The sequence below is a fragment of the Streptomyces soli genome (genome assembly GCF_003999195.1).
Classification (GTDB): Bacteria; Actinomycetota; Actinomycetes; order Streptomycetales; family Streptomycetaceae; genus Actinacidiphila; species Actinacidiphila soli.
Genome location: NZ_RJVR01000240.1, coordinates 53,889 through 65,004 on the forward strand (window position 1 = coordinate 53,889; position 11,116 = coordinate 65,004).

The following is an 11,116-nucleotide window of genomic DNA, read 5'->3' on the forward strand; positions in this document are numbered from 1 at the left end:
CCAGCCGGGAGGAGCTCAGGCCTGTGCTGACTCCGGATCCGCGGCACTCACACCGGGGCGGTCGACCAGCTCGACCTGGTCCATGGCGTTGCACCAGCGGCAGCGCACCGACTCGACGGCCTCGCTGATCACCTCGGTCTCCTCGACCTTCGGCTCCCCAGCGAGATCCAGGTGGACGTACTCCACAACCTTGCTCGAACGGGTCACATCGAACCGGGTCAGATTGCCGCACAACGTGCAGCGCCACCGCGTCGTGGCGGTCGGCAGGGGAACCGGCATCGGACGGACCTCTTTCGGCTATCGGCTCTGGTTCCGGCCACCCTAAGGCCTTGGCGGTACGCAGCGCTGCGGCGAGGCACCCTATGCCCCTTACGCACCTTCCGCCATGATCCTTCCATGGTCATCCCGGTGTACGACAAGAACCCGGTCCACCGCACACCCGTGGTGACGCACGCCCTCATCGGGCTGTGCGCGCTCATCTTCCTCTCCGGCCCCGCCTCCGGCCTCAACCCCGTCTACGGCACCGGCCACCAACATCTGCTCTGCGAACAGGCCCGCTACTTCGCCCACTGGGGCGTCATCCCCGACGAGCTCTGGCACGGCCGCCTGCCACCGACCGGCCTCGACCTCCCGGCCGGCTGCACCACCCCACACTTCCGCAAGACACCGTTCCTGTCGGTGCTCACCGCCCTCTTCGTACACGGCAGTTGGGTGCACCTGCTCGGCAACATGCTTTTCCTCTACGTCTTCGGCGACAACGTCGAGAACCGCATGGGGCGCCTGCGCTTCCTGCTCTTCTACATCGCCGCCGGCTACCTCGCCACGTACGGCTTCGCCCTCGCCCACATCCACTCCACGCAAACCCTGGTGGGCGCCTCCGGGGCCATCTCCGGGGTCCTCGGCGCGTACCTCTTCCTCTACCCGAAGGCCCGCGTCACCAGCCTCTTCCCGTTTCTCTTCTTCCTCCCCCTGCGCTTCCCCGCCTGGATGGTCCTCTGCTTCTGGTTCGTCCTCCAGTGGCTCGCCTCCCAGACCACCCGCCCCGGTCCCGGCGTCGCCTATCTGGCCCACGTCGTCGGCTTCGTCTTCGGCTTCGCCTGTACGTGGGCCTGCTTCCATCGAACGCCTAAGCTTGAGCCCGCCCACGCGACCCAAGGAGACCTTCCACCGTGATCACCGCGATCGTCCTCATCCAGACCAGCGTCGACCAAATCCCCGAGATCGCGGAGTCCATCGCCGCCCTCGACGGCGTCAGCGAGGTCTACTCCGTCACGGGCACCTACGACCTCGTCGCCATGGTCCGCGTCGCCCGCCACGACAACCTCGCGGACGTCATCCCCGGCCGCATCAGCAAGATCCCCGGCGTAGAGGCCACCGACACTCACGTAGCCTTCCGCACGTACTCACAGCACGACCTCGAAGCCGCCTTCGCCATCGGCCTCGACTCCTAACGCGCCTCTCGCACCGCTTCGCGGGCTTCGAGCCGCTGCGCCGGACTCTCCCCCAAACTCCGTCTGGGTGGGGGTCCTCCCCCAGCCTGGCGGCTGGGAGGTGCCCCCACCGGCCGAAGGCTGGGGGGGGTCCCCCCGGACGGAGTCTGGGGGGAGAGTGCCCCCTCCGCCGTGCCAGGGCGCCGCACACGCCCGGAGAACCCAACTCAGCCCCGATCGGGCACGCAGCGGCCGTCCTCGGTGCGGTACTTCCACGCGGCGCCGTCACGGACGAGTTCGGCCACCGCCGTCAGAAAGCGGTCGACGTGCTCGTCGGGCGTACCGGCGCCGAAGGACACCCGGATGGCGTTCAGCGAGCGCTCGCCGGGGGCGGCGTCGGGCGCGCCGCACTCACCGGGATCCTGCGGCTCGCTGCCCAACAGCGTACGAACGAGCGGGTGGGCGCAGAACAGACCGTCGCGCACACCGATGCCGTACTCGGCGGACAGCGCGGCGGCGAAGTGCGAGCTGTTCCAGCCGTCCACGACGAACGAGATCACGCCCACCCTCGGAGCGTCATCCCCGAACAGCGACAGCACCCTCACCTGTGGCACCCCGGCCAGCCCCTCCCGCACCCGGGCGACCAGCCGCTGCTCACGCTCCACGAGAGCGTCGAACCCCGCCTCCGTCAGCGCACGGCAGGCCGACGCGATCGCGTAGACGCCGATGACGTTGGGCGACCCCGCCTCATGCCGCGCAGCGGACTCGTGCCACTCCACATCCACCCCGCCGTCCTCACGTCGGGCGACCTTGCGGCTCGCGCCACCGCCCGCCAGGTAGGGCTCGGCTTCCCGGAGCCAGTCGGCGCGGCCGGCGAGCACTCCGGAGCCGAAGGGGGCGTAGAGCTTGTGGCCGGAGAAGGCGACCCAGTCGACGTCGAGGTCGGCGATGTCCACCGGGTGGTGGGGGGCGAGCTGGGCGGCGTCGAGCACGATGCGCGCGCCATGGGCGCGGGCGGCGGCGGCCAGTTCACGGACCGGCCACAGCTCCCCGGTGACGTTGGACGCGCCGGTCACGCAGACGAGCGCCGGGCCGTCCGATTCCCGGTCGGCGAGCGCGGTCTCCAGCGTGCGGACCGCCTGCCCCGGGGTGCGCGGCGCGCTCAGATACGTGACCTTGGCGTCCCGCCAGGGCAGCAGCGAGGCGTGGTGCTCGGTCTCGAAGACGAACACCTCGCAGCCGGCCGGGAGGGCGGCGGCCAGCAGGTTCAGCGAGTCCGTGGTCGAACGGGTGAACACGACCTGGTCGTCGGGGCGGCAGCCGAGGAACTCGGCGACCGTGACGCGGCTCTGCTCGAACAGATCCGTCGACAACTGCGACAGATAACCCGCCCCCCGGTGAACGCTCCCGTAGTACGGCGCATACGCGGCGACCTCGTCCCACACCCGCTGCAGCGCCGGCGCACTCGCCGCGTAATCGAGGGCCGCGTACGTCACCTCGTCACCGGTCACGAGCGGCACGAGCACATCACGGCCGAGAACGGGCAGCGGGGCAGCACAAACAGACTGGTCAACAGACATGGCAAAGCTCCTGTGGGCAAGCGGAAGTCAGCGGAAGAAAACCCTCAACACAGCCGTCACCGGCATACGGAGGGTGGCGAAACGGGGCCTTCGGGCCCTATCGCATTCGCTTGCTCATAGAAGAACTCCAGAATCCGCGCTTGCCGTAAGCCTTGCTGCTCACGGCCTGGTCATCACCCGGGGCACCCCGCCGCAGAAGGAGGGTTGCCGGACAGCAAGCCGGGGCTTTTGCGCTGTCACTCGTGACCTGCCAAGCAGTATGCCACGTGATCGTCACGCGACAAGTCAAAGTCCAAATACCGGACAAAGTGTCCAGGAGCGCATCCACCATGCCCGGGCACCACCCGCGCCTTCGCCGGGTGGATGGCCCAACCCGGGTGGGAGCAGCAGAGGACGACGTAAGGGTCCGGGGCCGCAGGGGTGGGGGTTCTGGACGCTCCGCATATTTGTGTGCGGCATGCCGGGCCACGCGGCGAAGGGCCCGTCACGCACGTAAGAGGCCGCGCGAATAGGTGGGGCGGCGTCGCGTGCCGATCGCTCTCGCCTGGCGGCGTTGTCGTCGGTCGACGACGTCCCCCAGCCCGGCGGCTGGGTGGGGGTCCTCCCCCTGGCTTCGCCGGTGGGGGTGCCCCCGGCGAAGCCAGGGGGAGCACCCCCACCGGCCGAAGGCTGGTTGGGGTCCCCACCGCCTTGCAAGACTTGCCCCTCGCCCCGCTCCTTCACCCACCCCACCTATTCGCGCGGCCTCTAAATATGTCGGTCCAGGACCCCCAGCCCCGGAGGCCCCGGACCCGACTGGGCCGACCGGCCGGCTACGCGTTGGTGGCCGCCACCCACAGCTCCAGCGTCTTCGCGGCCGACCCGGAGTCGATCGACTCCGCCGCCCGCCGGACACCCGCCGCGATCTGCTCCGTCAGCGGCCCCGTACCCGGCTCGAAGGCCACCAGAGCAGCCGCGGTGTTGAGCAGCACCGCGTCCCGTACGGGCCCGGGCTCACCGGCGAGGACGCGCCGGGCGACCTCGGCGTTGTACTCCGCGTCAGCGCCGCGCAGCGCCTCCACCGGCACCAGCCCGATCCCCACGTCACGCGGATCGAAGGGCACCTGCTCGATCGAGCCGTCACGAACCACCCAAACCTGCGAAGTGGCTGTCGTCGTCAGCTCGTCGAGCCCGTCGTCACCCCGGAAGACCAACGCCGAGGACCCCCGCCGGGCCAGTACGCCGGCGATGAGTCCCGCCATTCGGGTGTCGAAGCAGCCGACGGCCGAAGCGGTGACCCGTGCGGGGTTGGTCAGTGGGCCGAGGATGTTGAACGAGGTCGGGATGCCCAGATCCCGTCGCGCCGGAGCGGCGAACCGCATCGCCGGATGGAACTTGGCCGCGAAGCAGAAGGTGATGCCGGTCTCCTCGACCACCTCGGCGACACGCTGCGGCGGAATGTCGAGGTTGATGCCGAGCCGCTCCAGAACATCCGACGCACCGCTCGCCGACGATGCCGCGCGGTTGCCGTGCTTGACGACCTTCGCCCCGGCCCCGGCGATCACGATCGCCGACATGGTCGAGATGTTCACCGTCTTGGCCCGGTCGCCCCCGGTGCCGACGATGTCCACCGCAGGCCCAGGGATGTCCAGCGGCAAGGCGTGCGCGTACATCGTGTCAACGAGTCCCGAGACCTCCTCGACCGTCTCACCCTTGGCCCGCAAAGCCACCATGAAGCCGGCGATCTGCGCGTCGCTCGCCTCGCCCTGCATGATCCGGTCCATCGCCCACGCCGTGTCGGCCGCGGTCAGGTCCTTGCCGGACAACAGCGCGCTCAACAGGTCGGGCCAGCTCATGAACCGCTCCTCGCTCCAGTGTGTGGACGTACGCAAAGCCTAGCCGCGCCCAGGCGCGGAAAAGGGCCCCGTCCAACCCACGGACGAAGCCCTTTCCCGGTGGCGTAGCGCAGCGGGGCTAGTGGTGACCGTGCCCGCTCATGATCTCCTTGTACTCCTCCGGCGTCGGCTTCGGGATCTGCGTGTCCCTGCCGTACATCGCCTGCGAGAGCCTCGCGCGGAGCTTGGCGATCCGCCCGACCTTCCGCTCGACGCCGTTCTCGTCCACCTCGGGGCCGATCTCGAGCGGCTTGGGCTGCTCGTGCGAGGTGAGCGTGTAGAGCGCGCTCTGCGGCAGCGGCTCGTGGATCTCGATGAACTCACCGTGCGGCAGCCGCTTGATGATGCCGGTCTCGCGGCCGTGCAGGATCTTGTCGCGGTCGCGCCGCTGGAGGCCGAGCGCGATCCGCTTGGTCGCGAGAAAGACCACCACCGGCAGCACGAAGAAGCCGATCCGGGAGACCCAGGTGATCACGTTGATCGATAGGTGGAAGCGGGTGGCGAAGATGTCGTTGCCGCCGGCGACGAGCAGGATCAGGTAGAGGCTAATCCAGGCGGCGCCGATGCCGGTGCGTACCGGACGGTTGCGCGGGCGGTCGAGCAGGTGGTGCTCGCGCTTGTCACCGGTGACCCAGGACTCGAAGAAGGGGTAGAGCCCGATGAAGCCCAGCACCAGCGGGAAGACCACCAGCGGGATGAACACACCCAGCTGGAGGGTGTGACCCCACAGGTTGATCTCCCAGCCCGGCATGATGCGGATCAGGCCTTCGGAGTAGCCCATGTACCAGTCCGGCTGGGCGTCGGTGGACACCTGGTCGGGGCGGTATGGACCGTACGACCAAATGGGGTTGACGGACACCAGCGCGGAGATGGCCGCGATGACGCCGAAGACCAGGAAGAAGAAGCCGCCGGCCTTCGCCATGTACACCGGCAGCAGCGGCATGCCGACGACGTTGGTGTTCTTCCTGCCAGGGCCGGGGAACTGGGTGTGCTTGTGGTAGAAGACCAGGATCAGGTGGGCGACCAGCAGGCCGGCCATGATGCCCGGGATCAGCAGCACGTGGATGGTGTAGAAGCGCGGGATGACGTCGTGGCCGGGGAACTCGCCGCCGAAGAGGAAGAACGAGAGGTACGTTCCCACGATCGGCACGGAGAGCACCGCGCCCTCCATGAAGCGGATACCCGTACCGGACAGCAGGTCGTCCGGGAGCGAGTAGCCCATGAAGCCGTCGAACATGCCGAGAAACAGCAGCAGGAAGCCGAACAGGTAGTTCAGCTCGCGCGGCTTGCGGAAGGCGCCGGTGAAGAAGACGCGCATCATGTGGACGAGCATGGCCGCCACGAAGACGATGGCCGCCCAGTGGTGGACCTGCCGCATGAGCAGACCGCCGCGCACATCGAAGCTGATGTGCAGGGTGGAGGCGTAGGCCTCGGACATCTGGATGCCCTGCAGCGGCGCGTACGTGCCGTTGTAGGTCACTTCGCTCATGCTCGGATGGAAGAACAGCGTCAGATAGACACCCGTGAGGATGACGATGATGAAGCTGTAGAGGGAGACCTCGCCCAGCATGAAGGACCAGTGGTCCGGGAAGATCTTCCGCATATTGGCCTTGGCCAGGCCGTACAGGCCCAGCCGGCCATCGGCCCAGTCGGCCACTCGCTCGCCGGCGGGCGCCTTGCCGCGCGGCTTCGTGGTGTCAGTGGGGGTACTCATCCACGCTCCCAGAAGCTCGGGCCCACAGGCTCCTCGAAGTCGCCGAGCGCTTCGAGGTATCCCTGGTTGTTCACGCTGATCCGCAGCTGCGGCAGGGCGTGGCCGGCCGGGCCGAAGATCACCCGGGCACCGTCGGACAGATCGAACGTCGACTGGTGGCACGGGCACAGCACGTGGTGCGTCTGCTGCTCGTAGAGGCTGATGGGGCAGCCGACGTGGGTGCAGATCTTGGAGAACGCGACGATTCCCTGGTGCGCCCAGTCGCGCTCGCGCTTGTCCTTGATGTCCTCCGGAGCGAGCCGGACGATCATCAGGGCCGCCTTGGCGATCTGCTCCTGGTAGTCGGACTGCGTCTCCTCCAGGCCATCGGGCACGGCGAAGGTCAGCGAGCCGACGGCGACGTCCTCGGGACGCAGCGGCTGGTTGGTGTTCTGGTTGATGATCAGCATGCCCTTGGACCACAGGGTGTGCCGGAGCTTGTCCTCCGGCAGCGGGCCGAGGTCGCGGAGCAGCATGACGCCGGAGAGCGGCACCAAGGCCAGCGCGCCGAACATCGTGTTGCGGATCAGCTTGCGGCGGCCGAGCTGGCTCTCCTGCGCGCCCTGCGCGAAGTCGGCCAGCACCTGGGCCTTGGTCTCGGGATCGGCCTCGATCGGATGCCGTTCGGCGGCCGTCTCGACATCGGACATCAGGGTGCGGGCCCAGTGGACCGCGCCCGCGCCGATGGCGAAGAGGGCGACGCCGAGGGTCATGCCGAGCGCGAAGTTGAGCGCGCTGATATGACCGATCGGCCAGATGAAGACGACCTTGCCGACCGGGAAGATCACATAGCTCGCGATGAAGGCGATGGTCGCCAGCATCGACACGGTGAACAGCAGCGCCACCGTGCGCTCGGAGCTCTTGGCGGCCTTCTCGTCGATGTCCTGACGCCGTGGTTCGTGGGGCGGCAGACCCGGGTCCGCGAACGGATTCTCCGCGAGTTCGCCCCCGTGAGCCTCGCGCTCACTTGGCAGAGTTGATTCTGACATGTCCTGATTCACGACTTCTTGGCCTTGGTGGTATGGGCGGCGACCCAGACGGCAACGGCAATCAGGGCCCCGAGGCCGAAGATCCAGCCGAACAGACCCTCGGTGACCGGGCCGAGGCTTCCCAGCGAGTTCCCGCCATAGCTGGGTGAGCTGTTCACCTCGTTCAGGTAAGCAATGATGTCGCGCTTGTTCTCCTTCGTCAGGGTGCTGTCCGGGAAGGAAGGCATGTTCTGCGGGCCCGTGAGCATGGCCTCGAAGATGTGCTTGTTGGAGACACCCTCAAGGATCGGCGCGAACTTACCGTTCGTCAGCGCACCGCCCTTGCCCGCGTAGTTGTGGCACTGCGCGCAGTTGGTGCGGAACAGTTCACCACCCCTGGCCATGTTGGCGCTGGTGACGTTCGTGTCGTCCTTGCTCGGAATGGACGGGCCGGGGCCGAGCGAGGCGACGTACGCGGCGAGCTGGTCGATCTCGGCCTGCGTGTAGATGACCTTCTTGCTCGGCACCTGTTCGCCGGGCTGCTGGGCCGGCATACGACCGGTGCCCACCTGGAAGTCGACGGCGGCGGAGCCCACGCCGACCAGCGTCGGGCCGTTGGAGCTGCCCTGGCCGGACATACCGTGGCAGCTGGAGCAGCCTACGGCGTACAGCTTCTTGCCCTCTTCGATGGCAAGTGACTGCTGCGTGTCATCGGCTACGGCCTTCTGCGGAGCGAGCGCGGCGTACAGCCCCCCGGTGGCCGCGAGCGCGAGAAGTAGGACGACAAGCGCCGCCAGCGGGTGGCGCCGTCGTGCGGAGAGCTTTTTCACGGATTACCCCGGTGTCAGGATCTCTTGCGTCGATGGTTCTGGAATGTGATCGGAAGCGGCGGTACTGCTGGTGACCGCGCTCCCGATTACTTGATCATGTAGATCGTGGCGAAGAGGCCGATCCAGACCACATCGACGAAGTGCCAGTAGTAGGACACGACGATGGCCGCGGTGGCCTGCTCATGAGTGAACCTCCTGGCCGCATAGGTCCTGCCGAGGACCAGGAGGAAGGCGATCAGACCGCCTGTCACATGCAGACCGTGGAAGCCGGTGGTCAGATAGAAGACCGAGCCGTACGGGTCGGAGGACAGCGAGAGGCCGTCGTTCCTCACCAGGTTCGTGTACTCGTAGATCTGACCACCGACGAAGATCGCGCCCATGATGAACGTCACGATGAACCAGGCGCGAAGCTTCTTCACGTCACCGCGCTCAGCGGCGAAGACGCCCATCTGGCAGGTGAAGGAGGAGAGCACCAGGACCGTGGTGTTCGTCGCCGAGAACGGAACGTTCAGCGCCGAGGCGTGTTCCTTCCAGAACACGGCACCCGTCACCGAGCGGAGGGTGAAGTACATCGCGAAGAGGGCCGCGAAGAACATCAGCTCGGAACTCAGCCAGATGATGGTTCCGACGCTGGTGAGGTTCGGCCGGTTGACCGACGGGTGCGCGTGCCCGGTTTCTACTGCTGTTGCTGTCGCCACGACCGACATTATGTCGGTCCCTTATCCCGCGCTCACTCCGGGGGGTGCCATTCGGTGTGTCAAGGACCCGGATGGTCCCTCGAACGAGCTACCTCTCCTCCAAGCGGGCTGTTCAGGAGTAAGGTTTGGCAGCAAGTCAGACGACTCCACGACGGCGAGGAGGCACGGATGCAGGCGACCGCCACGGTGCTGGTCTACAGCGACGACGCGAACACCCGGGAGCAGGTCCGGATGGCCGTCGGACGGCGTCCCGCAGCCGATGTGCCGCCCGTTGAGTACCTGGAGTGCGCGACGCTTCCGGCCGTCCTCAGCGCCCTCGAGCAGGGCGGCATCGATGTCTGCGTCCTCGACGGCGAGTCGGTGCCCGCCGGTGGCATGGGCGTCTGCCGCCAGATCAAGGACGAGATCTTCAACTGCCCGCCCGTCCTGGTCCTCATCGGCCGCCCCCAAGACGCCTGGCTCGCCACCTGGAGCCGCGCCGACGCCGCCGTCCCCCACCCCGTCGACCCCGTGGACCTGGCCGCCGCCCTCGCCGGCCTCCTCCGCCACCGCCTCTCCCTCGACGCCTGAGCCGGTTCTTTTCTCCCGCGTTGTGGGTAGGCCGTCCGCCTGAGGCGGGACCGGCTGGCACAACCCGGCCACCGGCCGTCAACCGCCAAGCCCCGCAAGCGCCAGAGGCGACCAACCCGGCGGCGTACGCGCCGGACTCACGCCTCCGGCCGAAGCCGCGCCGGGGTGGCATTCGGCGTGGCGACCGGGATGTCGGCTTCACGGTGAGTGCCGGATGCGCTGCCGCGTTTCCAGGCGTCCCAGGAGAGGTTCCAGTCGCCGAAGCCGTTGCCGAAAGGGGGCATGGTGGACCCTCGGCTGTTGATGACGCGGACGAGGTCGCCGCGGCGGACCTGGTCGAAGAACCATTTGGCGTTGCTCATGCTCATGCCGGTGCAGCCGTGGCTGACGTTGGCGCGGCCCTGGGAGCCGACGGACCAGGGGGCGGCGTGGACGTATTCGCCGCTCCAGGTCACCCGGGTGGCCCAGCGGACGGGGAGGTCGTAGGCGTCGCGGCTGCCGGCGGCGATGCCGACGGTGGTGCTGTTCATCCGTACGAAGGACTCCTGGCCCAGCACGACCTTGATGCCGTTGCGAGTGGAGAAGCCGAGCTTGCCTGTAGTGACGGGGATGGTGCGGATGGTCCTGCCGTTGCGTATGAAGGTCATGTAGTGCGAGCCGGCGTTGGTGACGGCCTCGACGCGGTCGCCGGTGTGGAGGGTGAGCGGCTTGGCGGGGCCGCCGTAGAGGGCGTCCTTGACCTGGACGCCGCCCAGGGTGCTGCGGACGTCGATACGGGCGTGGGTGGGCCAGAAGACGCGCGGGCGGTAGTGCAGGGTGCGGCTGTCGACCCAGTACCAGGCGCCCTCGGCGGCCTGCGGGGCACTGCCGACATGAAGGTTGCGCTCGACCCGGGCACGGGCGGCGTGGCCCCTCACGGGGGCGCTCAGTTCGGCGGTGATGGGCTGGCCGACGCCGTACGTACCGCTGTCGGGGCCGAAGGTCACCCTGAGCAACTTGTCCGCGGCGGCGGCGTCGAAGCCGATGACCCGGCGTCCGGGGCGGCCCTTGTGGTCCTCGGTGCTCACCCGGACCGTGTAGTGCTCGCCTGCGGCGAGGGCGGAGGTGCTGCGCCACCTGGTGCCGTCGGCGGAGAGTTTGCCCCGCACAAAGCGCCCTGCGGCATCCGTGGCCGTCACGTCCGTGATCCGGTGTCCGTCACCCTTGACGGTGACTTCCAGCGGCTTGTTCGGATCGCCCTTCTTCGAGCCCGCGCCCGCGTACGAGACCTGGCTGGTCGCGTCGTACGGCGCCGCCGCGAGCGGATCGCCATCTCCACCCCCGCCACAGGCGGTGAGCCCTGCGGCGAGGGGAGCTATGAGGAGCGTGCCGACCGCCGTCCGGCGGAGAGTTGAGTGACGCATAGTCACACGC

Annotated in this window: 11 protein-coding genes and 1 riboswitch; of the genes, 3 read left to right on the forward strand and 8 right to left on the reverse strand. The window is 68.2% G+C overall.

The features are described 5' to 3' along the window. Nucleotides 1–15: 15 nt before the first annotated feature. Complete coding sequence (locus tag EFK10_RS24195; protein ID WP_127357731.1) at nt 16–279, reverse strand: hypothetical protein; 264 nt, start codon at nt 277–279, stop codon at nt 16–18. A 117-nt stretch (nt 280–396) separates the two neighbouring features. Between EFK10_RS24195 and EFK10_RS24200 the strand changes: the two genes are divergently transcribed. Both EFK10_RS24200 and EFK10_RS24205 read left to right on the forward strand, forming a co-directional pair. After that, nucleotides 397–1,173, forward strand: a complete 777-nt coding sequence (locus EFK10_RS24200) for a rhomboid family intramembrane serine protease (protein ID WP_127357732.1) — start codon at nt 397–399, stop codon at nt 1,171–1,173. Beyond that, complete coding sequence (locus EFK10_RS24205) at nt 1,170–1,451, forward strand: Lrp/AsnC family transcriptional regulator (RefSeq protein WP_127357733.1); 282 nt, start codon at nt 1,170–1,172, stop codon at nt 1,449–1,451. The genes EFK10_RS24200 and EFK10_RS24205 overlap by 4 nt, the downstream gene beginning before the upstream one ends. Nucleotides 1,452–1,657: 206 nt before the next feature. Here the strand turns inward: EFK10_RS24205 and EFK10_RS24210 are convergent, their stop codons facing one another. The 6 genes from EFK10_RS24210 to ctaE all read right to left on the reverse strand — a co-directional run bounded on the left by EFK10_RS24210 (nt 1,658) and on the right by ctaE (nt 9,142). Then, nucleotides 1,658–3,010: an aminotransferase class V-fold PLP-dependent enzyme gene (locus tag EFK10_RS24210; RefSeq protein ID WP_127357734.1), complete on the reverse strand. Its 1,353-nt coding sequence runs from the start codon at nt 3,008–3,010 to the stop codon at nt 1,658–1,660. A gap of 131 nt (nt 3,011–3,141) precedes the next feature. Further along, nucleotides 3,142–3,258, reverse strand: a riboswitch (SAM riboswitch). A gap of 564 nt (nt 3,259–3,822) precedes the next feature. After that, on the reverse strand, nt 3,823–4,845 hold the full coding sequence (gene trpD / locus EFK10_RS24215; RefSeq protein WP_127357735.1) for an anthranilate phosphoribosyltransferase: 1,023 nt from the start codon (nt 4,843–4,845) through the stop codon (nt 3,823–3,825). A gap of 118 nt (nt 4,846–4,963) precedes the next feature. After that, nucleotides 4,964–6,598 (reverse strand): cytochrome bc1 complex cytochrome b subunit, encoded by a 1,635-nt coding sequence (gene qcrB, locus EFK10_RS24220; protein ID WP_127357736.1) that lies wholly within the window; start codon nt 6,596–6,598, stop codon nt 4,964–4,966. After that, nucleotides 6,595–7,626, reverse strand: a complete 1,032-nt coding sequence (gene qcrA / locus EFK10_RS24225; protein WP_127357737.1) for a cytochrome bc1 complex Rieske iron-sulfur subunit — start codon at nt 7,624–7,626, stop codon at nt 6,595–6,597. The genes qcrB and qcrA overlap by 4 nt, the downstream gene beginning before the upstream one ends. Before the next feature lie 8 nt (nt 7,627–7,634). Beyond that, complete coding sequence (qcrC, locus tag EFK10_RS24230) at nt 7,635–8,435, reverse strand: cytochrome bc1 complex diheme cytochrome c subunit (protein WP_127357738.1); 801 nt, start codon at nt 8,433–8,435, stop codon at nt 7,635–7,637. An 86-nt stretch (nt 8,436–8,521) separates the two neighbouring features. Then, nucleotides 8,522–9,142 (reverse strand): aa3-type cytochrome oxidase subunit III, encoded by a 621-nt coding sequence (gene ctaE, locus EFK10_RS24235; protein ID WP_127357739.1) that lies wholly within the window; start codon nt 9,140–9,142, stop codon nt 8,522–8,524. Between the two features lie 159 nt (nt 9,143–9,301). On the opposite strand from ctaE, the gene EFK10_RS24240 reads away from it, so the two are divergent. Further along, nucleotides 9,302–9,703, forward strand: coding sequence for a hypothetical protein (locus tag EFK10_RS24240; RefSeq protein ID WP_127357740.1), 402 nt, complete (start codon nt 9,302–9,304; stop codon nt 9,701–9,703). 137 nt (nt 9,704–9,840) lie between these two features. Here EFK10_RS24240 and EFK10_RS24245 read toward each other — a convergent pair whose 3' ends face one another. Further along, nucleotides 9,841–11,106 carry a L,D-transpeptidase gene (locus tag EFK10_RS24245; protein ID WP_127357741.1) on the reverse strand — a complete coding sequence of 422 codons (1,266 nt, stop codon included), beginning with the start codon at nt 11,104–11,106 and terminating at the stop codon, nt 9,841–9,843. Nucleotides 11,107–11,116 lie beyond the last annotated feature (10 nt).

Excerpts from the sequence above, each read along its gene's own strand:
- EFK10_RS24195 (WP_127357731.1), bottom strand. The coding sequence starts at position 279 with ATGCCGGTTCCCCTGCCGACCGCCACGACGCGGTGGCGCTGCACGTTG.
- EFK10_RS24200 (WP_127357732.1), top strand. The coding sequence starts at position 397 with ATGGTCATCCCGGTGTACGACAAGAACCCGGTCCACCGCACACCCGTG.
- EFK10_RS24210 (WP_127357734.1), bottom strand. The coding sequence starts at position 3,010 with ATGTCTGTTGACCAGTCTGTTTGTGCTGCCCCGCTGCCCGTTCTCGGC.
- trpD (WP_127357735.1), bottom strand. The coding sequence starts at position 4,845 with ATGAGCTGGCCCGACCTGTTGAGCGCGCTGTTGTCCGGCAAGGACCTG.
- qcrB (WP_127357736.1), bottom strand. The coding sequence starts at position 6,598 with ATGAGTACCCCCACTGACACCACGAAGCCGCGCGGCAAGGCGCCCGCC.
- qcrA (WP_127357737.1), bottom strand. The coding sequence starts at position 7,626 with ATGTCAGAATCAACTCTGCCAAGTGAGCGCGAGGCTCACGGGGGCGAA.
- ctaE (WP_127357739.1), bottom strand. The coding sequence starts at position 9,142 with ATGTCGGTCGTGGCGACAGCAACAGCAGTAGAAACCGGGCACGCGCAC.
- EFK10_RS24240 (WP_127357740.1), top strand. The coding sequence starts at position 9,302 with ATGCAGGCGACCGCCACGGTGCTGGTCTACAGCGACGACGCGAACACC.
- EFK10_RS24245 (WP_127357741.1), bottom strand. The coding sequence starts at position 11,106 with ATGCGTCACTCAACTCTCCGCCGGACGGCGGTCGGCACGCTCCTCATA.